Here is a 19,719-nt window from a genome sequence, read left to right as displayed (position 1 = left end):
TCCGGCCGGATCAGGCCCGCTCGTGCCGGATGGCGTCGGCGACGAGTTCCCCGATGAGGACGGCGGTCGCCGCGGGACCGCGGTGCGGTGTGTGCGGGAGCATGGACGTGTCCGCGACACGCAGTCCGTGGACCCCGTGCACCCGCCCGAACTGGTCGACCGCCGCAGTCCCCGGGGCGTCGGCGGGCCCCATCGGGACAGTGCCGCAGGTGTGCTGGGCCGTACCGAGATGATCGCCGATCCAGTCGTCGAGCGCGCGGTCGTCGTCGAGGACGGCACGGAGCGGGGCCGCCAGGCCGGGGGAGAGGTCGGTGAAGGGCGGGGTGCCGAGGAGGTCGCCGGTGACGCGGACGGCCGTGCGCAGCCGGCGAAGGACCTCGGGGTCGCTCAGGTAGTCGTAGTCGATGGTCAAAGGCACGGCCGGGTCGCACGACCGCAGACGCAGTCGGCCGGTGGGCCGGGGCGTCTGCACCGAAGCGAGGAAGGACAGCGGAGCGCCGGGGGCGCTCACGGCGCCGACGACAAGCCCGGCCATGGGGATCAGCGTCTGGAGGATCTCCACGTCGCCGGGCCCGCCCGCGGCATCGGACGACAGATGCAGACAGCCGCCGAGCCAGTTGTCGGCGGGAGCGGCGAGGTCCTCGTGAAGTGGCCAGTCCAGGGCGAGTTGGGGATGGTCGCCGAGGCGGGCGCCGACGGCCGGGGCGTCCCGGACGACCGGGATGCCGCAGCGTTCGAGGTCCGCGCGGGGCCCGATGCCGGAGAGCAGCAGCAGATGGGGCGTGGTGAGCGCCCCCGCGCTGAGCACCACGGAGCCCGCCTCGATGGTGGCCCGCGTGCCGTCATGCTCGACCTCGACTCCCGTGGCACGCCCGCGCTCGACGACCACCCGGCGGGCCGAACAGCCGCCCAGAACCGTCAGGTTGGGGCGCTCCCGCACCTCGGGCGGCAGATAGCCGAGCCCGGTGTTGCGGCGGATGCCGTCGACGGAGTTGCCGGGGACGGGGCCGAAACCGGGCGCCGCGTCACCGTTCTTGTCGGGCTCCGCGGGAAAGCCGAGGGTGCGGGCGGCGTCGCGGAAGGCCGCGGCGGCCGGATGGTCGAGGCGCCCGCGCGTGACCCACATCGGGCCGCGGTCTCCGTGCGCGGCGCTCGGACCGAGGTCCAGGTCGGTCTCCAGGGTGCGCAGCAGCGGCAGTACGCGGTCGTAGGACCAGGCGGGGTTGCCCGCGGCGGCCCACCGGTCGAAGTCCGCCCGGCGGGCGCGGACGAAGTAGCCGCCGTTGACCGTTGTGGAGCCGCCGAGGACGGCTCCGCGCGGGACCTGCCACGGACGCCGTGGGGTGAGCCGGACGGTGTGGGTGCGGGTCGCGGGGTGATCCGGCTGGGCGCCCGGTATGCGGCATGCGTCGAGCAGCGCCGGACCGAACTCGGCGGCTCCGCGGGGCACCGCGCCCGCCTCGAGGAGCAGCACGGTGCGGTCCGCGTCCTCGCTCAGCCGCGCCGCGAGCACGGCACCGGAGCCACCTCCGCCGACCACGACGACATCGGGGCGCTGGAGACGCTTCATGGGCCGCGATCCAAGCCCGCTCCGCGGCCTGGGCGCAAGCCCTCGTCTCCCATATTGAGAATCTCGTTTCCAATATCTTCCTATTGGCATCCCATGCCAATACCATCGTTCGCGACCGCGTCTCCGTCCGTGGGCCCCAACTGCCCGCATCCACAAGGGAGATCCGCCATGAACGAATTCGACCCCACCACCACCGAAGCGCGTCCCGCCGTCGAGGCGGCGCCGGCCGACGAACCCGTCATCGAGGCCGACGAACTGGTCGAGGAGGTCTCGATCGACGGCATGTGCGGCGTCTACTGACCGCCCCGATGGCGCCCCTCGACCTGGACCGCGCCTGGGACCTGCACCCGCAGGTATCGGTCCGCCCGGAACCCTTCGGCGCTCTGCTCTATCACTTCGGCACCCGCAAGCTGTCCTTCCTCAAGGACCGCGGTCTGCTCGCGGTTGTCCAGGCACTCGCGACGGCGCCCACCGCGCGTGCCGCCTGCACGGCCGCCGGAGCCGACGACGAGGACGCGGCGCGGTACGCGCGGTCCCTGGCGACCCTGGCCCGGTCGTCGATGTTGGTCGAAAGGACCCCGACCCCATGACCTCAACTCCCGTGCGGACCAAGCCCGGTGAGCGTCTCGTGGACCTCTTCGAGCACGGCCTGGACGCCCCGATCTGCCTCACCTGGGAACTCACCTACGCCTGCAACCTGTCCTGCACCCACTGTCTGTCCAGTTCTGGGCGGCGCGACCCGCGCGAGCTGACCACCGCCGAGGCCAAGGCCGTCATCGACGAACTGGAGGCCATGCAGGTCTTCTACGTCAACATCGGCGGCGGTGAACCGACCGTCCGCCCCGACTTCTTCGAGCTGCTCGACTACGCCACCGTCCACCGCGTCGGCGTCAAGTTCTCCACCAACGGCGTGCGCATCACCCCGGACGTGGCCCGGCGGCTCGCCGCGAACGACTACGTCGACGTACAGATCTCCCTCGACGGCGCGACCGCCGAGGTCAACGACGCGGTGCGCGGGGACGGTTCGTACGACACCGCACTGCGCGCCATGGGACACCTCGCCGACGCGGGGCTTAAGAACTTCAAGCTCTCCGTCGTCTGCACCCGGCACAACATCCCGCAGCTGGACGACTTCAAGGTCCTCGCCGACCGGTACGGCGCCCAGCTGCGGCTGACCCGTCTTCGTCCCTCCGGCCGGGGCGCCGATGTGTGGGACGACCTGCACCCGCGGCCCGAGCAGCAACGACAGCTCTACGACTGGCTGTTGGCGCACGGGGAGCAGGTCCTCACCGGCGACTCCTTCTTCCACCTGTCCGCCTACGGGCAGGCCCTGCCCGGGCTCAACCTGTGCGGGGCGGGTCGCGTGGTGTGCCTGATCGACCCGGTGGGTGACGTGTACGCCTGCCCGTTCGCCATCCACGACGAGTTCCTCGCGGGCAGCGTCCGCGACTTTGGCGGCTTCAAGGGCGTGTGGCGCGGGGCACCGCTGTTCCGGCGGCTGCGCGAGCCGCAGCAGGGCGGGGCCTGCACCTCCTGCGCGTTCTACGACACCTGCAAGGGCGGCTGCATGGCCGCCAAGTTCTTCACCGGCCTGCCGCTGGACGGCCCCGACCCGGAGTGTGTGCAAGGCCACGGCGAGCGGCTGCTCGCCGAGCGCGGCGCCACCGTGCCCAAACCGTCCGGCGATCACTCCCACCACACATCGCCCCGCGCCGCCCACAACGGCACCGGTCCCGTCGACCTCGTCCTCACCCGGCGCCCCGACCTCGGCCGGCCGCCGGTCGCCGACTGCGACGAGGACCCCCTGGCAGGCCTGGACCCGACGCGGGGCCCTGGCTCGACGTTTGGCCCTGGCCGGACGTAGGTCTCGGCCGCCCCTGATCGAGAGAGAGCCGCCTCATGGGAAGAAACCCCTGGTTCGAAACCGTCGCGGAGGCGCAGCGCCGCGCGAAGAAGTATCTGCCGAGCACGGTCTACGGCTCCCTCGTGGCCGGCTCCGAGCGTGGCCGCACCATCGCCGACAACATCGGCGCGTTCGCCGAACTCGGCTTCGCCCCACGGGTGGTGGGCCACCAGGCCGAACGGAACCTGTCCACGACCGTGCTCGGCGTGGAGTCCTCGATGCCGGTCCTCATCTCGCCCACCGGCGTGCAGGCGGTCCACCCCGACGGCGAGGTGGCCGTCGCCCGCGCCGCCGCGAACCGGGGTGTGGTCATGGGCCTCAGCTCGTTCGCGAGCAAGCCCGTCGAGGAGGTCGTCGGGACCGGCGCGAACACCTTCTACCAGATGTACTGGATGGGCACCCGCGACCTCATGACGCAGCGCATGGAGCGGGCCAGGGCCGCCGGAGCCAAGGCGCTCATCGTCACCCTGGACTGGTCGTTCTCCAACGGCCGTGACTGGGGCAGCCCGCCCGTCCCGGAGCGCGTCGACGTCAGGACGGCGCTGCGGTTCGCGCCGGACGTGCTGCCGCACCCGCGCTGGCTCCTGGCGTTCGCCCGGGCGCGGCGCATCCCCGACCTGACCGCCCCCAACCTCCAGGAGCCGGGCGGCGTCGCGCCCACCTTCTTCGGCGCCTACGGCGAGTGGATGCAGACGCCGCCGCCCACCTGGGACGATGTGAAGTGGCTGCGCACGGAGTGGGGCGGCCCGCTCCTGCTCAAGGGAGTGTCACGGGTCGACGACGCCAAGCGGGCCGTCGACGCGGGAGTCGCCGGCATCTCGGTCTCCAACCACGGCGGCAACAACCTGGACACGACCCCCGCGACGATCCGGCTGCTGCCGTCCATCGCCGAGGCGGTCGGTGACGAGATCGAGGTGCTTCTGGACGGCGGCGTCCGGCGCGGCGGCGACGTCGCCAAGGCCCTCGCCCTCGGCGCCCGCGCCGTCCTCATCGGCCGCGCCTACCTGTGGGGTCTGGCCGCGAACGGGCAGGCAGGAGTGGAGAACGTCCTGGACATCCTGCGCGGCGGCCTCGACTCCGCCGTGCTCGGTCTGGGGCACGCGTCCGTCGACGACCTCGGCCCGGACGACCTGGTGATCCCGGACGGCTTCACCCGCACCCTCGGTGTGCCGCGTGCCCCGCGGTGAACCGGTGGAGCTGGCGTGCATGGCATGGCCGACGGTGCCCGAGAGGGCCCTGGTCCTCGTACCCGTCGGCTCCACCGAACAGCACGGGCCGCATCTGCCCCTCCACACGGACAGCACTGTCGCCGAATCCGTGGCCCGCGCGACGCTGCGGCAACTCCCCACGTACGACGGTGTGTTGGCGCCCACCATCGCCTATGGCGCCAGCGGCGAGCACGCCGGCTTCCCCGGCACCCTCTCCGTCGGCCACGAGGCACTGCGCGCCGTCCTGGTGGAGACGGTACGGTCACTGTCCCTGTGGGCGGGCCGCGTCGTGTTCGTCAACGGTCACGGCGGCAACGTCACCTCCCTCGACGCGGCCTGCGCCCAACTCCGCGACGAGGGGCACGACGTGTCCTGGCTCGGCTGCGACCCACCCGGCGGCGACGCCCACGCAGGCCGCACCGAGACCTCCGTCATGCTGCACCTCGCCCCGGACGACGTCCGGATGTCCGAGGCGGCCCCCGGCGACACGCGCCCCCTGCCCGAACTGCTGCCCCTCCTCATGGCCCACGGCGTGCGAGCCGTCTCCCCGAACGGCGTGCTCGGCGACCCGACCGGCGCCACCGCAGAGGAGGGCCGGGCCCTGGTCGAGGTGATGGTGTCGAGGGCCGTACGCCTCGTCACCGCGGACCTCGCGGACTTCCGAGGCCGCCTCGTCGACCCGTTCCGTACGGCCGCTCGGCAGGGAGCGGGGGAGGCGTGACACTCCCGTACGGCTATGTCGTGGCCCTTGACCGGCACACCCGCGTCCTCGACGGCGGGCGCGCGCTCCTCGGCGGGTATCCGACCCGCCTGATGCGGCTGACACCACGGGCCCGCCGGCTGCCGTCCGCGCGCACACTGCGTGTGCGCGACCGGGCGGGCGCCGTCCTCGCCGACCGGCTGCTCGACACCGGCATCGCCCACCCCGTCGTCACCGCCCTGCCACCCGTGCCCGACACGGCCAACGGCGGCGCCCCGGTGTGCAGTTACGTCATCCCGGTCCGCGACCGTCCCGAGCAGCTCGACCGGCTCCTGGTGAGTATCCGGGCCTCGACGGACGACCCGGTGATCGTCGTCGACGACGCCTCGCATCACCCCGACCGCGTCCTCGCCGTCGCCGCGCGCCACGGCGCCCGCGTGATCCCACTCGCCGACAACCTCGGCCCGGCGGGCGCCCGCAACGCCGGGTTGCGCGAGGTCACCACGCCGTACGTGGCATGTGTCGACTCCGACGTCGTGCTCGCGCCCGACACGGTGCCCACGCTGCTGCGGCACTTCGCCGACCCCGGCGTCGTCATGTCCGTGCCCCGGATCACCGGCCTGCCCGGCGTCGGCTCCGACCGCTGGCTCGGGCGCTACGAGAGCGCCCGCTCGTCGCTCGACCTGGGCAGTCACCCGGCCGCCGTCCGCCCCGGCACCCCCGTCTCCTGGGTACCCAGTGCCTGCATGGTGCTGCGTACCGAAGCGCTCGCCGGCGCGGGCGGATTCGACGCCACGATGCGCGTGGGGGAGGACGTCGACCTGTGCTGGCGGCTGACCGCGGCCGGAGGACGCATCCGCTACGAACCCTCCGTGCAGGCCGCCCACGAACATCGGGTCGATCTCGCCGACTGGTTCCGGCGCAAGGCCGTCTACGGCACCGGCGCCCACCCCCTCGCCCGTCGACACCCGGGCAACATCGCCCCCGCCGTGCTCGCGCCGTGGGGCGCGGCGCTCCTCGTCGCCCTGCTCGCGCAGCGCCGCTGGTCCCTGCCGGTCGCCGGGGGCGTCGCAGCCGTCGCCACCGCCCGCAACGCCGTCAGGCTGAAGGGCATCGAGCGCCCGCTGTGGCACGCCGCCCGCCTCACCGGCCTGGGCACCGTTTCGGCCGTCACCCAGGGCGCGGCCCTGCTGACCCGCCACTGGTGGCCGCTGACGGTCGTGGGCTGTGTGGCATCGCGACGGTTGCGCCGGGCCACGGCCGTCGCGGCGGTCACCGACATCGCCCTGGAATCGCTCGAACGGCGCTCTGCCCCCACACGGCTCGATCCCGTCCGCTACGCCGCCGCCCGCCGTCTCGACGACCTCGCCTACGGCAGCGGCGTCTGGCTCTCCGCACTCAAGGGCCGCTCGACGGCCGCTCTGCGTCCCCGTATCGCCCGCACCAGGCGCAACGAGAAGCGGGCATGAAGGCCGACGACCGCTTCCACCCGCACGCGAGGGGCGGCCGGGCGTTCGGTCGTGCGAGACCATTACTTCCGTTCAGTGAGAATGATATTCTCCCTGGGTGTGTGAGGGAGCGCAGGCAGGGAGGCCGAGATGCTCTTCGAGTTCGACCCGGATCAGCGACTGTGGCAACGGACCGTCCGGGAGGCCGTGTCCAAGGAGTGCACGCCCGCCCTCGTCCGGTCGGTCTCGGACGACGGGGTCGACCCCGCGCCGCTGTGGCGCACCTACCGGAAGCTGGGCTGGACCGAGTTCACCGACCCATCGGACGCCGTCGAACTCGGCATCGTCCTTGAGGAGTTGGGGCATGCGGTCGATCCGACGCCGTACCTGGCGACCATGACCCAGTTCGCCCCGCTCGCCCCGGCGGCGACGGGAGACGGGCAGTGCGGCACCGCCGTCTTCACCGGGGTGGACGCCCGCCGGACCGCAGGCGCACTGACCCTCACCGGCACCGGCAGGTATGTGCTCGACGGAGACCGGGCGGAGCGGTTCGCAGTCGTCACCGGCGAGGGCGTCTTCGTGGTACCCGCAGATCGGGTCACCGTCACCCCCTTGCCGGTGTTCGATCCACTTCTGCACGTCGCCGACGTGACGTTCGAGGGAGTGCGGGTCGGTGAGGACGCGCGCAGCACGGCCGACCCGGAGCGCGCCCACCACCTCGCGCTCGCCGGACTGGCGATGACGATGGTCGGCGCGTGCCGCCGGATCCTCGACCTGACCCTTGAACACGTCCGCGGCCGCCGCCAGTTCGACGCTCCGATCGGATCCTTCCAGGCGGTCCAGCACAAAGCGGCCGACATGCACGTGGCGATCGAACGGGCCCGTGCGCTGGCCTACTTCGCGATGATGGCGATCGCGGCCGACGACCCGCGCCGCCGCCTGGCCGCCGCCATGGCCAAGGCGTCGGCGGGGGAGTGCCAGGCCCTGGTGTTCCGGCACGGCGTCCAGCTGTTCGGGGCGATGGGGAGCACCTGGGAGAACGATCTGCAGTTCGCGCTCAAGCGGGCCAAGGCCGGCGAACTGCTGCTCGGCGGAGCGGCCGAGCACCGGGCTCGCATCGCCGACATCGTGGGGGATGGCCATGCGACTGACCTTTGACGGCGAAGTCGATTCCTTCCGGGCCGAGTTCGCGGCGTTCCTGGATGCGCATCTGCCGACCGAGGCCGAGGCTGTCGAACGCTCCCGCTCCTCAAGCCACCTGCCCGAGTGGGCCCGCCGCTGGCAGCGTACCCAGTTCGAGGCGGGCTGGCTGCTGCCCGGCAACGCGCCCGAGTTCGGCGGGCGCAATGCCACCGTGGTGCAGCAGTACGTGCACCTGGAGGAGCTCGCCCGGCGTCGCATCTTCCACAGCTTCAACCCGCAGGGCGTCGGCATCATCGCTGCCTCCCTGCTCTCCTTCGGCACCAGCGAGCAGCAGCACCGCTGGGCCGTGCCGATCCTGCGCGCGGAGATCACCGCGGCCCTCGGCATGAGCGAGCCCGGCGCGGGAAGCGACCTCGCTTCCCTGCGTACCCGCGCTCAACTCTCGAACGACGGAACCCACTTCACGGTCAACGGTCAGAAGGTGTGGACCTCCGGCGCCCACGACGCCGACGTCCTGCTCACCTTCGTACGCACCGACCCCGACGCCCCCAAGCACAAGGGGATCAGCGTGCTGCTGATCCCCACCGACACCCCAGGTGTGACCCGTCGCCCCTTCGCCTCCTTCACCGGCCCGGAGGACAAGGACTTCAACGAGGTCTTCTTCGAGGACGTGAGGGTTCCCGCCGAGAACCTCGTCGGCCCGCTCAACGAGGGCTGGCGCGTGGCCAACGGCTCGCTCGGCCACGAGCGCACCCTGATGTGGCTGGGCGACGCCGAGCGGATGAGCGATCTGCTGCGGGACTTCCGCCCCTCCACGCCCCTGGAGAAGGACTGGTACGCCACCTTGGTCATGGACCGGCAGGCACTGACCCTGCTCGGTGTGGCCGCCCTGGCGCGCGCCGCCCGCGGTGAGACGGACGTACCCTCGCTGTCCGTGCTGAAGGTGCTCGGCTCGGAGGCCTTGCAGGAGGCGCTGGATCGGGCCCTGGAGGCAGCCGGGCCCGAGGGACTCATCCACCCCACGCGTACCGCGCCGTACTACCACATGGGCTACGACGACGCCTCCGCCGGCTGGTTCCACCGCTATGCGCGCAGCTTCAGCGGCACCATCGCGGGCGGCACGTCCGAGATCCAGCGCGGCATCATCGCCCAGCGCGTGCTCGGCCTGCCGCGCGGCTGAGCGAGCACCTGCTGCGGCCGGACGGCCAGGATCACACTCCCCATGTCGGGGAATCCCATGTGCCACGAGATCGCCCATATCGAAGTGAGGACGCCCATGGATCAGATCCTGTACGAGGTGACCGACGGCATCGCTGCCATCACGCTCAACCGCCCCGAGGCGGCCAACGCCCAGACGATGGCGCTGCTCGACGAACTCGACGCCGCCTGGACGCGTGCGGCCGAGGACGACGAGGTGCGGGTGATCGTGCTGCGCGCCAATGGAAAGCACTTCTCGGCTGGCCACGACCTCAAGGACCGCTGGCCGGAACCGAAGGACCTGACCCTGGAATGGATCAACAACACTGAGGCGCGGCGCTACTTGGGCTATTCGTTGAGGTGGCGGAATGTGCCCAAGCCGTCGATCGCGGCGGTGCAGGGAAAGTGCATCGCGGCGGGGCTGATGCTGTGCTGGCCGTGCGATCTGATCGTGGCGGCGGAGAACGCGGAGTTCTCGGATCCGGTGGTGCGGATGGGGATCGGTGGGGTGGAGTACCACGGTCATACGTGGGAGTTGGGTGCGCGTAAGGCGAAGGAGATCCTGTTCACGGGGCGGGCGTTGACGGCGGGGGAGGCGGAGCGGGTCGGGATGGTGAACAGGGTGGTGCCGCTGGGGGAGTTGGATGTGGCGGCGCGGGAGTTGGCGGAGCGGATCGCGCGGATGCCGGCGTTCGGGTTGCGGCAGGCCAAGCGGGCGGTGAACCAGACGCTCGATGTGCAGGGCTTCTACTCGGCGTTGCAGTCGGCGTTCGACATCCATCAGACCGGGCACGGCAACGCGTTGAGCGTGGACGGCTATCCGGTCCTGACCCGGCTCGACGAGATGAAGGAGCACATCAAACAGGCATGATCCGCGCGCCCTCGCGACTTGCTCGGTCGGCTGGTCAGGCGTCGCGGGGTCCGGTTGACGCCTATGGCCCGGCCCGTGATGTGGCCGGCGTCCTCGCGCACCGGGAAGACGCAGGGCGCGGCGACCCCTCCGGCTGCCTCGGCCCGCGCACCGGGGACCACCTGGTGAGGTGGTCGACGCCCGGCCGGAACGAACCGCTCCCAGACCTGCGCCAACTCCCCCTGGATCCGCCCGGTCCGCCACCTCCACCGTGAGGCCGTCCGCCCCACGCGGTGACGCTCTTCGTGCGTGGGGTCTCAGCGGGCGCCTGAACTCTGCTCAGCGTGCGTACGTCGTGCCGAACGACTCGAGGAATTCCAGGGTCGCGGTCGCCGACCGGTGCGGACACGACACGACCGTCCACGTCACCCCGGCCTTCTCCAGTGCGGCGAACGCCTCCCGGTGGCGGTCCGCGTCGACAGCCGGATCCGTCAGGCCGTCGTCGTGGTACGAGTACAGCACGTCGACGACGGCGTCATCGCGTCCCGCCGTCGCCGCCGCCTCCCTCACCTCGCCGATGGACCGGGAGAGTTCGGGCAGCGGGCCGAGCGTGGGGGTCCGTGCGGTCGCGCTGAGTTCCGCGCCGCCCGACATCGGCATCCACCCCTGCGCCCGCTGCGCGGCCCGGCGTCGGCTCAGGCGGGAGTTGCCGCCGATCCAGATCGGGATCGGCCGCTGTGCGGGGCGCGGCAGAGCGACCACGTCACGGGCGCTGAAGTGCCGGCCCTCGTAACTGAACGGCTCACCGCTCCAGTGCAGCGGCAGCACGTCCAGGACCTCGTCGAACAGGGCGTTGCGCTCCTCGAAGTCGACGCCCAGAGCATGGTATTCGCCCTTGAGGTACCCGGCCCCGAGCCCCAGGATCAGCCGCCCGCCGGAGAGGCGGTCGAGTGTGGCCGCCTGCTTGGCGAGCAGCAGCGGGTTGCGGTACGGGGCAACGGCCAGATACGTGAGAAGCCGCAGTCGGGTGGTCACGGCGGCGGCGTGGCCGAGCGCGACGAACGGGTCCAGGGTCTGGTGGCCGCCGTGCGTCAGCCAGCGAGCCCCGGGCGCCGGATGCTCACTGAAGGAGAGGCCGGAGAAGCCGAACTCCTCGGCGGCGCGGGCGACGTCGGTGAGTCGGCCGGCGTCCAGCAGGTCGGCGTCCGGCCCGTGCGCCTCCGGGTAGTGAAACAGGAATCGCATCGTCACACATCCTCCGGTTCTGTGCGGATCTGCCGGCTGTACCGGCCCGATGGCGGGTCCGCCGAGGGCGTACCCACGCGAGCGGCTTGACGCACGGGTGGGGTCTCCTCGCCCCGTACGAGCGGCCCGCGGCCCGCGCTCTCAGGCGAAGGGCGACACCAGGTGCGGCAGGTCCGCCGTCGTCAGGATCCCGGCCGGAGCCGCGCAGACCCAAGGCACCGCGTTGACCGCGCGGTTGGCGGTGTACGCGGGGTAGGTGGCGGCAGCGTTCTCGGGAGCCACCGGGAAGCGGATGGACACGTCGAGCGGGGCGTCGCCGTCGACGGTCAACCGCCATCCGTTGTCGCGCAGTTCCCAGTCGCGGTCCAGGTCCTCGGTGCAGTACCAGGTCGCCCGGAACCGCAGGACCGGCCGCCCCGCGCGGGTCCAGGCGACCGTGACGCGTTGAGCGGCGACCGTCCCCGCGTCGAGCACCCCGGCGGCGATCGTGGTCCGAGAGCGCGCGTACGCGAACTCGCCGTGCGCCTCGGAATGTTCGACGGGCAGCCCCAGCGCGTCGGCGACCACGCGCAGCGACGGCGCGAAGCTCGCCCGCAAAGAGGCCAGCCGCGACTGGTCGAACTCCTCCTGCCGGCTGCCGAATCCCATCACCTCGAAGAGAAGCTCCGGCGACGGACGCCGCGACAGATCGGCGAACTCCTCGACCACCATCCCTTCGAGGCGCCGCTGCAGGGACGCGAGCACGAGTGGCAGGGCCTCCGTCACGAACCCGGGGCTGCTGCCGGTGCTGTGAATGCTGCTGCCGCCCTCGTCGCAGGCCGCCTCGACACGGCCGCGCAGAGCCTGGTCCATGGCGGCCGGGTGGTGGAAGTCGGTGCGCGTGGAGACGATGTTGATCCCGGAGGCCAGGAGCGCGCACACGGCGTCCGCGTCGAGTTCGAGCGGCGCGTACAGCACGCAGTCCGGCTTCAGGGCGAGGACGTCGTCGAGTTCGGTCGTGGCACGGACGCCGAGCGGCGCACAGCCGCCCAACTCACCCGCGTCCAGGCCCGCCTTCGCCGCGCTGTGCACGAGGACGCCGACCAGATCGAGCCGGGGATGCTCGGCGGCCCCGCGCAGCGTGCGACTCCCGATGTTGCCGGTCGCCCACTGGACGACGCGATACGTGCGGATCGGCTCCGTCATGCCGGAAACATTACTCTCGCAGAAGGAGAATGTTAATATCGCAGGCCCTGTCGTGCCGAGTGGATCAGGACCACCGTCCCGGCCGGTGGGAACCGTGGTCGTGTGCGATGTATGGATCTCGCCTTCTCTGTCTGAGAGAGTTCAATTCTCATGCATTGGTGAGCATCTCACGAGGAGGTTGGTTCTTCCTATGCCGACGATCCCGGTCACCGCACTCAGGACGATCCCGCGGGAGCTGGCCCAGCGCTATGAGGCGACGGGGCTGTGGACCCGCGAGACCCTCGGAGACCTCCTGACGGAGCGTCTGCGGACGTGCCCCGACACCGAGTTCCGCGTGCACTCGCGGGTACGCCCCTGGTCCGGCACCTTCGGCGACGTGGAGCGGACGGCGCGCCGACTCGCGGCCGGGCTGCGTGAGCGTGGCGTCGGGCCCGGCGACACCATCGCGTTCCAGCTGCCCAACTGGATGGAGGCGGCGGCCGTGTTCTGGGCCTCGGCGCTCCTCGGCGCGGTCGTCGTGCCCATCGTGCACTTCTACGGGCCGAAGGAGGTCGGCTACATACTGCGCTCGACCCGGCCGAGCGCCTTCTTCGCCGCCGAACGCTTCGGCCACCAGGAGTTCCGTCCCGAACTCAGCGCCGCCGTACCGACCGTGGGGGTCGTGGGGCGCGACTTCGACGACCTGCTCGCCGACGAACCGATGGCCGGCACCCTGCCCGTCGACCCGGCGGCTCCCGCCCTGATCGCCTTCACCTCCGGGACCACCCGCGACCCGAAGGGCGTGGTGCACAGCCACCAGACGCTGTTGTGCGAGACGCGCCAGCTGTCGGCGGCCTACCCGCCGGACCGGGGGAAGCAGTTCACCGTGGCCCCGGTCGGCCACTTCATCGGGATGATCAACGCGTTCCTGATCCCGGTGCTCGACGGCTCGCCCGTCAACCTCGGCGACGTTTGGGACCCGGCGCAGGCGCTCGACCTCATCGCGCGCGAGAACCTGGTCGTGGGTGGGGGAGCGACCTACTACATGACGAGCCTGCTCGACCATCCGGACTGCTCCCCGGAGCATGTGGCCAGACTCAAGTACGCGGGGCTCGGCGGCTCCACCGTCCCGTCCGCCGTGACGACTCGTCTGGAGGGGCTTGGGATCACGGCGTTCCGCTCCTACGGCTCGACCGAGCATCCCTCCGTCACCTGGGCCCCGCACGACGGCCCTGCCCGCCTTCGGCTGCACACGGACGGCGCACCGCTCGACGGGGTGGAGCTGCGGCTCGACGAGGACGGCGAGATCCTCACCCGCGGACCCGACCTGTGCCTCGGCTACACCGATCCCGAACTGACCAAGTCGTGTTTCGACGCCGAGGGTTGGTACCGGACCGGTGACATCGGCGTCCTCGACGCGGACGGCATTCTCTCGATCACCGACCGGAAGTCCGACGTCATCATCCGCGGCGGCGAGAACATCGGCGCCCTGGAGGTCGAGGAGGTGCTGCTCGGCATGCCTGGAGTCGCCGAGGCCGCCGTGGTCGCCGCCCCCGACGCCCGGCTGGGCGAGCACGCGGCGGCGGTGCTGCGCATGCTGCCCGGCCGACAGGTCCCGGATCTGGCGGAGTTGCGCGCGCACTTCGAGAGCGCCGGGATGGCCCGCCAGAAGTGGCCCGAGGAGGTGCACGCCGTCGACGATTTCCCGCGCACCGCCAGCGGCAAGGTCAAGAAGTTCGTGCTCCGTAGGGACATTGCCTCGAACTTGCGGTGAGAATATGATTCTCCAAATCAGCCAAGGAGGATTCCATGTCTTCCCGCACTCTGCCCTATCCGCTCTTCGACGCGGACAACCACCTCTACGAGACTCGGGAGGCGCTGACCAGGTACCTCCCCAAGCAGTACGACGGGGCGATCGAGTACGTCGACGTCCGCGGCCGTACGAAAATCGCGATCCGCGGCCAGATCAGCGAGTACATCCCGAACCCGACCTTCGACGTCGTCGCCCGGCCGGGAGCGATGGAGGAGTACTTCAAGCTCGGCAACCCCGACGGCAGGACCCGCCGGGAGATCTTCGGTGAACCGATGCGTTCCATCCCGGCCTTCCGTGAACCGGGGCCGCGGCTGCAGCTCCTCGACGACCTCGGCATCCAGCGCTCCCTGATGTTCCCCACGCTCGCGAGCCTCATCGAGGAGCGGATGAAGGACGACCCGGAGCTGATCCACGCGGTCATCCACGCACTCAACGAGTGGCTTCACGAAACCTGGGGCTTCGTCTACAAGGACCGCATCTTCACGGTGCCCGTGATCACCCTGCCGTACGTGGGCAAGGCCATCGAGGAGCTGAACTGGGTGGTGGAGCGCGGCGCCCGCGCGATCCTCGTCCGCCCCGCGCCCGTGCCGGGCCCGGGCGGTGTCACCCGCTCCTTCGCGCTGCCCGAGTTCGACCCGTTCTGGAAGCGCGTGCAGGAGCTCGGGGTGCTCGTCACCTTCCACTCCTCCGACAGCGGCTACTCCAACTACGCCAACGACTGGGAGGGCGGCACCCGCGAGTTCCTGCCCTTCAAGCCCAACGCGTTCCGGCAGATCGCCGAATGGCGCCCCATCGAGGACGCCGTGGCCTCGATGATCTGCCACGGCATGCTCTCCCGCTTCCCCGAGCTGAAGGTCGCGGTGATCGAGCAGGGTGCCTCCTGGGTGGAGCCGGTGCTGGGCCGCCTTCGCGATGTGTACAAGAAGATGCCGCACGAGTTCCAGGAGAATCCGGTCGAGGTCTTCAAGCGGCACATCCACATCAGCCCGTTCTGGGAGGAGGACATGGCCGCCCTCGGCGACCTCATCGGCATCGAACGCGTCCTGTTCGGCTCCGACTACCCGCACCCGGAGGGTCTCGCGGACCCCGTCACGTACGTGGACTTCCTCGGCAAGCTCGATGACACCGACAAGGCGAAGGTGATGGGTGGCAACCTGGCCCGCCTGATGGCCCCATGAGTGCCGCCGGCCCCCTGAAGTGGCGCAGCATCCCCGAGATGGCACTCAGCGCCGCCGACCGGTTCGGCGACGCGGAGGCCGTCGTCGACGGTGAGCTGCGCCTCACGTTCCGCGAACTCGCCGAGCGGATCCGGGTCGCCGCGGGCGCCTACGCAGGCGGGCTCGGCATCCGCAAGGGCGACCGGGTGGCGCTGTGGGCCCCCAACTCGGCCGCCTGGATCGTCGCGGCCTTCGGTCTCACGGCCGCCGGGGGCGTCCTCGTACCGGTGAACACCCGGTTCAAGGACGCCGAGGCGCACGACATCGTGCGCCGCAGCGGAGCCAAGGCGGTACTGGTTCAGAACGGCTTCCTGGACCGGGAGTTCACCGGACCCGAGGGCATCCCGGTGATCGACGTGACGTCCGGATTCCTCGCCTCGGGCAGCGCGTTCGAACGAGAGGTGGACGAGGACGACATCGCCGACATCGTCTTCACCTCGGGCACCACGGGCCGCCCCAAGGGCGTCATGACCACCCACGGGCAGACACTGCGCCTGTACGACGAGTGGTGCGAACTGGCCGGTCTGCGGCAGGGCGACCGCTATCTCATGGTCAACCCGTACTTCCACATCTTCGGCTACAAGGCGGGCCTCGTGGCCTCGTTCCTGCGCGGCGCCACGATGCTGCCGGTCCCCGTGTTCGACACCGACGTGGTGCTCGACCTGGTCGAGCGCGAGCGCGTGACGGTCCTGCCCGGGCCGCCCACCCTCTACCACTCGCTGCTTCAGGCCCCGCCGGGGCGCGACCTGTCCTCCCTGCGCGTCGCGGTCACCGGCTCGGCCGACATCCCCGTCGAGCTCGTGCACCGTGTCACCACCGAACTCCCGTTCCGCCACCTGATGACGGGCTACGGCCTCACCGAAGCGGGCACGGTGTCCGCGTCCCGGCCGGGCGACCCGTACGAGGCCGTCGCCACGACGGTGGGCCGACCGTGCGAAGGCTTCGAGGTGCGCATCGCCGACGACGGCGAGGTACTGGTGCGCGGCTACGCGGTGATGCGCGGCTACCTCGACGACCCCGCCGCCACCGCCGAGGCCATCGACCCCGACGGCTGGCTGCACACCGGCGATCTGGGCGAGCTCGACGAGGAGGGACGGCTGCGGATCGTCGGACGCAAGAAGGACATGTTCATCGTCGGAGGCTTCAACGCCTACCCCGCCGAGGTCGAGGGTTTCCTGCTCGAACATCCCGCGGTGGCCCAGGCCGCGGTCATCGGCGTGCCCGACGACCGGATGGGCCAGGTCGGCAAGGCCTTCGTGGTGACACGCGAACCGGTGACCGCCGACGAACTCATCGACTGGAGCCGGGAGCGGATGGCCGGGTTCAAGGTGCCCCGCCACATCGAGTTCCGCGACGCGCTTCCCCTGGGAGCCACCGGCAAGGTCCTCAAGGACCAGCTGGTCCAGGGCACGCCGACGCACGAGCAGGAGCCTCGACTCCCATGACGAAAGCCGCCGTTCGCACCCGGTCCGGCCTGCCCCGCACACCGTGACCGCCGACCGTGAGGACTGAAACCAATCATGCGTATCGGAGTGATGTCCGGCCCCGAGCGGGGCGACACCGCGCGCAAGGCCGCCCGCATGCTCGACGACGTGCGGTGGGCGGAGGAGGCCGGCTTCGACACGGTGTGGGTGCCACAGGTGCCCACCGACTTCGACGCGCTGACCGCCATCGCTCTCATGGGATCGGTGACCTCGCGCATCGAGCTGGGCACGGCCGTCGTGCCGGTCCACGCCCAGCACCCCGTCGCCCTGGCCCGCCAGGCCCTGTCCGTGCACGCCGCCGCCCAGGGGCGCCTCGCACTCGGCGTCGGCGCCTCGCACCACTGGATCGTGAAGGACATGCTCGGCCTGCCCTACGAGAAGCCGGCCGCGTACACCCGTGACTATCTCGACGTGCTCAACCCGGCCGTCGGCGGGACGAGTTCGGTGGACGTCGAGAACGCCACCTTCACGGTCCACAATCCGCTCGGCCTCGCACCGGTCGCGCCACTGCCCGTCCTGGTCGCCGCGCTCGGCCCCGTCATGCTGCGCATCGCGGGGGAGCGGGCCGACGGGACCGTGCTGTGGATGGCCGACGAACGCTCCGTCGCCGACCACGTGGTGCCGCGCATCACCAAGGCCGCACAGGACGCCGGGCGCCCGGCGCCGCGGATCGTCGCCGGTATCCCCGTCTGCCTGTGCCGCCCCTCCGAGGTCGACGCCGCGCGCGAGCGCGCCAACCGCATCCTCGGCGAGGCAGAGATCTCGCCCAACTACCAGCGCCTGCTGGAGTACGGCGACGCGCGCGACGTCGGCGATCTGTGCGCGGCAGGCGATGAGGTGGCGATCAGGGCCCGCTTCCAGCGGTTCGCCGACGCGGGCGTGACCGACCTGTCCGTACGGCTGCTGCCCATCGGAGAGGGGCGCGACGAACTGGTCGCGTCGAAGCGCAGGACCCGTGAAACGGTGGCTGCCATCGCCGCGGACCTGCGGTGAGCGCCCGCCCGCCGAAGGGCACTTGGCGCCGTTCGTCACGCACGACGGCTTCTGGCGGACCTTCGCAGCGAAGGCCGGTATCGACGAGCCCGCCTTCGCGTCGTCCCAACCCCCGCTACTCGCCGGATTCCGTGGGCGCACTCTCGTTCTCGTACCGGCTGAGAAGGTTCTCCACAAAGGCGTGGGTCTCCGCGTGCCGGGTCGACATGCCCATGGTCGTCTCCATCGTGAGGGTCCTGCCGAGCGCGTTGGTGAGCATCTGGAGCACCGCCGGGGACATCCCGGGTGGCAGTTCCACGCCGGTCTCCGCGAGCCTGCGGGTGAGGGCCTCGACCTGGGCCTCCCGGTAGCGCTCCGCGTGGGCGGCGAGTTCGGCGCGGATCGACTTGCGGTGATTGGCCAGCGCGGTGAACTCCGTGGTGAGCGCGTTGCCGGGATGGCTGTTGAGCTTCCACAGCGTGCGCAGTGGCTGGGGGCCGTCGAGGGCGCGGACCACGCGCTCCAACTCCCGGTCCGCGCGCCGCCGCAGTACGGCGAGAAACAGGTCGTCGAGCGCACGGAAGTAGTACAGGACCAGCGCCGGGGCCACCTCGGCCTCACGCGCCACCCGCCGTACGCCGACGGCCGCGTACCCCTCCTCCAGCATCAGCCGCTCCGTGATGTCGAGCAGCAGCAGGCGCGTCTTGGAGTTCTCGGTGCCCATTCGGCGAGGTGCGGCAGTCATGCGGTCATTGTGCTTGACGGTCACGAAGCGCGGGTGTTAAACAGTCGTTCAGCACCTTGGTTGAACACTCGTTCAGCGCGTGGCGCGCTCGACGCGCCTTCCTCATCCCCGTCCCCGTACTTGATTCCGCGTACTCAACACCGTGCACCACCTTCACCAGGAACGAGGTACTCCATGCCCGGACGAGTAGAAGGCAAAGTGGCGTTCATCACGGGAGCGGCGCGTGGCCAGGGGCGCAGCCACGCCGTGCGGCTCGCCGAAGAGGGCGCCGACATCATCGCCGTCGACGTGTGCAAGCAGCTCGACGGCGTCACGTTCGCGATGTCGACACCGGAAGACCTGGACGAGACGGTCGAGCAGGTGCAGAAGCTGGGCCGGCGCATCCACGCCGTGCAGGCCGACGTACGTGACCTCCAGGCGCTCAGTACCGCCGTGGCCGACGGCGTGGAACGGTTCGGACGCCTGGACATCGTCTGCGCCAACGCGGGGCTCGGCAGCGACGGCTCGCGGATGCACGAGATGGACGAGAAGACCTGGCGCGACATGATCGACGTCAACCTCACCGGCGTGTGGTTGACCGCCAAGGTCTCCATCCCGCACATCATCGCGGGTGGCAGGGGCGGCTCGATCGTCCTGACCAGCTCCGTCGGCGGCCTGCGGGGTCACGCCAACATCGGGCACTACATCGCCGCCAAGCACGGCGTCGTGGGCCTCATGCGCACGCTTGCCTGGGAGCTCGGCGAGCACAACATCCGCGTCAACTCGGTCCACCCGACCCAGGTCAACACTCCCATGGTCATGCACGACAGGACGTACAGGATGTTCCGCCCGGACCTGGAGCACCCCACCATCGACGACTTCGCCGCCGTGTCGCAGGGAATGCACCTCCTGCCCACGCCCTGGGTCGAGCCGCGCGACATCAGCAACGCCATCCTCTATCTCGCCTCGGACGAAGGCCGCTACGTCACGGGCAGCACACAGACCATCGACGCGGGGGCCATGCTCAAGTAACCACCGGCACGGATGCGGGGCCGACATGACTGTCGGCCCCGCACTCGCA

General features: G+C 71.0%; 18 protein-coding genes. 14 read left to right on the top strand and 4 right to left on the bottom strand.

Annotated elements, in window-relative coordinates; genetic code table 11:
• Positions 1-10: 10 nt before the first annotated feature.
• Positions 11-1,570 (bottom strand): mycofactocin system GMC family oxidoreductase MftG, encoded by a 1,560-nt coding sequence (mftG, locus tag OG303_RS02530; protein ID WP_405864255.1) that lies wholly within the window; start codon positions 1,568-1,570, stop codon positions 11-13.
• A gap of 168 nt (positions 1,571-1,738) precedes the next feature.
• On the opposite strand from mftG, the gene mftA reads away from it, so the two are divergent.
• The 9 genes from mftA to OG303_RS02485 all read left to right on the top strand — a co-directional run bounded on the left by mftA (position 1,739) and on the right by OG303_RS02485 (position 10,040).
• Positions 1,739-1,870 carry a mycofactocin precursor MftA gene (gene mftA, locus OG303_RS02525; RefSeq protein WP_405864253.1) on the top strand — a complete coding sequence of 44 codons (132 nt, stop codon included), beginning with the start codon at positions 1,739-1,741 and terminating at the stop codon, positions 1,868-1,870.
• 8 nt (positions 1,871-1,878) lie between these two features.
• The gene (gene mftB / locus OG303_RS02520) at positions 1,879-2,160 is read left to right on the top strand and encodes a mycofactocin biosynthesis chaperone MftB (protein ID WP_405864251.1); all 282 of its coding nucleotides are present in this window, start codon (positions 1,879-1,881) and stop codon (positions 2,158-2,160) included.
• The gene (mftC, locus tag OG303_RS02515) at positions 2,157-3,434 is read left to right on the top strand and encodes a mycofactocin radical SAM maturase (protein ID WP_405864249.1); all 1,278 of its coding nucleotides are present in this window, start codon (positions 2,157-2,159) and stop codon (positions 3,432-3,434) included. The genes mftB and mftC overlap by 4 nt, the downstream gene beginning before the upstream one ends.
• A 35-nt stretch (positions 3,435-3,469) precedes the next feature.
• Positions 3,470-4,660 carry a pre-mycofactocin synthase MftD gene (mftD, locus tag OG303_RS02510; RefSeq protein ID WP_405864247.1) on the top strand — a complete coding sequence of 397 codons (1,191 nt, stop codon included), beginning with the start codon at positions 3,470-3,472 and terminating at the stop codon, positions 4,658-4,660.
• A 19-nt stretch (positions 4,661-4,679) separates the two neighbouring features.
• The gene (gene mftE / locus OG303_RS02505; protein ID WP_405864245.1) at positions 4,680-5,402 is read left to right on the top strand and encodes a mycofactocin biosynthesis peptidyl-dipeptidase MftE; all 723 of its coding nucleotides are present in this window, start codon (positions 4,680-4,682) and stop codon (positions 5,400-5,402) included.
• Entirely contained in the window at positions 5,399-6,850 is a 1,452-nt protein-coding gene (gene mftF / locus OG303_RS02500; RefSeq protein ID WP_405864243.1) for a mycofactocin biosynthesis glycosyltransferase MftF, read from the top strand. The genes mftE and mftF overlap by 4 nt, the downstream gene beginning before the upstream one ends.
• A gap of 129 nt (positions 6,851-6,979) precedes the next feature.
• Positions 6,980-7,987: an acyl-CoA dehydrogenase family protein gene (locus tag OG303_RS02495; protein WP_405864241.1), complete on the top strand. Its 1,008-nt coding sequence runs from the start codon at positions 6,980-6,982 to the stop codon at positions 7,985-7,987.
• Entirely contained in the window at positions 7,971-9,152 is a 1,182-nt protein-coding gene (locus tag OG303_RS02490; protein WP_405864239.1) for an acyl-CoA dehydrogenase family protein, read from the top strand. The genes OG303_RS02495 and OG303_RS02490 overlap by 17 nt, the downstream gene beginning before the upstream one ends.
• Before the next feature lie 57 nt (positions 9,153-9,209).
• Positions 9,210-10,040 (top strand): enoyl-CoA hydratase, encoded by an 831-nt coding sequence (locus OG303_RS02485; protein WP_405864237.1) that lies wholly within the window; start codon positions 9,210-9,212, stop codon positions 10,038-10,040.
• Between the two features lie 318 nt (positions 10,041-10,358).
• Here OG303_RS02485 and OG303_RS02480 read toward each other — a convergent pair whose 3' ends face one another.
• The gene (locus OG303_RS02480; protein ID WP_405864235.1) at positions 10,359-11,264 is read right to left on the bottom strand and encodes an LLM class F420-dependent oxidoreductase; all 906 of its coding nucleotides are present in this window, start codon (positions 11,262-11,264) and stop codon (positions 10,359-10,361) included.
• Between the two features lie 141 nt (positions 11,265-11,405).
• Positions 11,406-12,449, bottom strand: coding sequence for a dihydrodipicolinate reductase (locus tag OG303_RS02475; protein WP_405864233.1), 1,044 nt, complete (start codon positions 12,447-12,449; stop codon positions 11,406-11,408).
• A 190-nt stretch (positions 12,450-12,639) separates the two neighbouring features.
• Between OG303_RS02475 and OG303_RS02470 the strand changes: the two genes are divergently transcribed.
• The 4 genes from OG303_RS02470 (at position 12,640) to OG303_RS02455 (ending at position 17,935) form a co-directional block, all read left to right on the top strand.
• Positions 12,640-14,202 carry an AMP-binding protein gene (locus OG303_RS02470; RefSeq protein ID WP_405864231.1) on the top strand — a complete coding sequence of 521 codons (1,563 nt, stop codon included), beginning with the start codon at positions 12,640-12,642 and terminating at the stop codon, positions 14,200-14,202.
• Between the two features lie 35 nt (positions 14,203-14,237).
• Positions 14,238-15,419 carry an amidohydrolase family protein gene (locus OG303_RS02465; RefSeq protein ID WP_405864229.1) on the top strand — a complete coding sequence of 394 codons (1,182 nt, stop codon included), beginning with the start codon at positions 14,238-14,240 and terminating at the stop codon, positions 15,417-15,419.
• Positions 15,416-16,903 (top strand): FadD3 family acyl-CoA ligase, encoded by a 1,488-nt coding sequence (locus OG303_RS02460; RefSeq protein ID WP_405864227.1) that lies wholly within the window; start codon positions 15,416-15,418, stop codon positions 16,901-16,903. Before OG303_RS02465 ends, OG303_RS02460 begins: the two co-directional genes overlap by 4 nt.
• Before the next feature lie 75 nt (positions 16,904-16,978).
• Entirely contained in the window at positions 16,979-17,935 is a 957-nt protein-coding gene (locus tag OG303_RS02455; RefSeq protein WP_405864226.1) for an LLM class F420-dependent oxidoreductase, read from the top strand.
• Between the two features lie 115 nt (positions 17,936-18,050).
• On the opposite strand, the gene OG303_RS02450 is transcribed toward OG303_RS02455, so the two are convergent.
• Positions 18,051-18,659, bottom strand: coding sequence for a TetR/AcrR family transcriptional regulator (locus OG303_RS02450; protein ID WP_405864224.1), 609 nt, complete (start codon positions 18,657-18,659; stop codon positions 18,051-18,053).
• Between the two features lie 174 nt (positions 18,660-18,833).
• Between OG303_RS02450 and OG303_RS02445 the strand changes: the two genes are divergently transcribed.
• Positions 18,834-19,670: a mycofactocin-coupled SDR family oxidoreductase gene (locus OG303_RS02445; RefSeq protein WP_405864222.1), complete on the top strand. Its 837-nt coding sequence runs from the start codon at positions 18,834-18,836 to the stop codon at positions 19,668-19,670.
• Positions 19,671-19,719: the final 49 nt, after the last annotated feature.

This window comes from Streptomyces sp. NBC_00005, from assembly GCF_045160215.1.
Taxonomy (GTDB): Bacteria; Actinomycetota; Actinomycetes; order Streptomycetales; family Streptomycetaceae; genus Streptomyces.
This window is presented reverse-complemented; position numbering and strand designations above follow the sequence as displayed.

Bases quoted from the DNA above. Each gene is read 5' to 3' on its own strand.
- mftE (WP_405864245.1), top strand. From the start codon at position 4,680: ATGGCATGGCCGACGGTGCCCGAGAGGGCCCTGGTCCTCGTACCCGTC.
- mftD (WP_405864247.1), top strand. From the start codon at position 3,470: ATGGGAAGAAACCCCTGGTTCGAAACCGTCGCGGAGGCGCAGCGCCGC.
- OG303_RS02465 (WP_405864229.1), top strand. From the start codon at position 14,238: ATGTCTTCCCGCACTCTGCCCTATCCGCTCTTCGACGCGGACAACCAC.
- OG303_RS02480 (WP_405864235.1), bottom strand. From the start codon at position 11,264: ATGCGATTCCTGTTTCACTACCCGGAGGCGCACGGGCCGGACGCCGAC.
- OG303_RS02450 (WP_405864224.1), bottom strand. From the start codon at position 18,659: ATGACTGCCGCACCTCGCCGAATGGGCACCGAGAACTCCAAGACGCGC.
- OG303_RS02470 (WP_405864231.1), top strand. From the start codon at position 12,640: ATGCCGACGATCCCGGTCACCGCACTCAGGACGATCCCGCGGGAGCTG.
- OG303_RS02455 (WP_405864226.1), top strand. From the start codon at position 16,979: ATGCGTATCGGAGTGATGTCCGGCCCCGAGCGGGGCGACACCGCGCGC.
- OG303_RS02490 (WP_405864239.1), top strand. From the start codon at position 7,971: ATGCGACTGACCTTTGACGGCGAAGTCGATTCCTTCCGGGCCGAGTTC.
- OG303_RS02475 (WP_405864233.1), bottom strand. From the start codon at position 12,449: ATGACGGAGCCGATCCGCACGTATCGCGTCGTCCAGTGGGCGACCGGC.
- OG303_RS02495 (WP_405864241.1), top strand. From the start codon at position 6,980: ATGCTCTTCGAGTTCGACCCGGATCAGCGACTGTGGCAACGGACCGTC.
- mftC (WP_405864249.1), top strand. From the start codon at position 2,157: ATGACCTCAACTCCCGTGCGGACCAAGCCCGGTGAGCGTCTCGTGGAC.
- mftB (WP_405864251.1), top strand. From the start codon at position 1,879: ATGGCGCCCCTCGACCTGGACCGCGCCTGGGACCTGCACCCGCAGGTA.
- OG303_RS02460 (WP_405864227.1), top strand. From the start codon at position 15,416: ATGAGTGCCGCCGGCCCCCTGAAGTGGCGCAGCATCCCCGAGATGGCA.
- mftA (WP_405864253.1), top strand. From the start codon at position 1,739: ATGAACGAATTCGACCCCACCACCACCGAAGCGCGTCCCGCCGTCGAG.
- mftG (WP_405864255.1), bottom strand. From the start codon at position 1,570: ATGAAGCGTCTCCAGCGCCCCGATGTCGTCGTGGTCGGCGGAGGTGGC.
- OG303_RS02445 (WP_405864222.1), top strand. From the start codon at position 18,834: ATGCCCGGACGAGTAGAAGGCAAAGTGGCGTTCATCACGGGAGCGGCG.
- OG303_RS02485 (WP_405864237.1), top strand. From the start codon at position 9,210: ATGTGCCACGAGATCGCCCATATCGAAGTGAGGACGCCCATGGATCAG.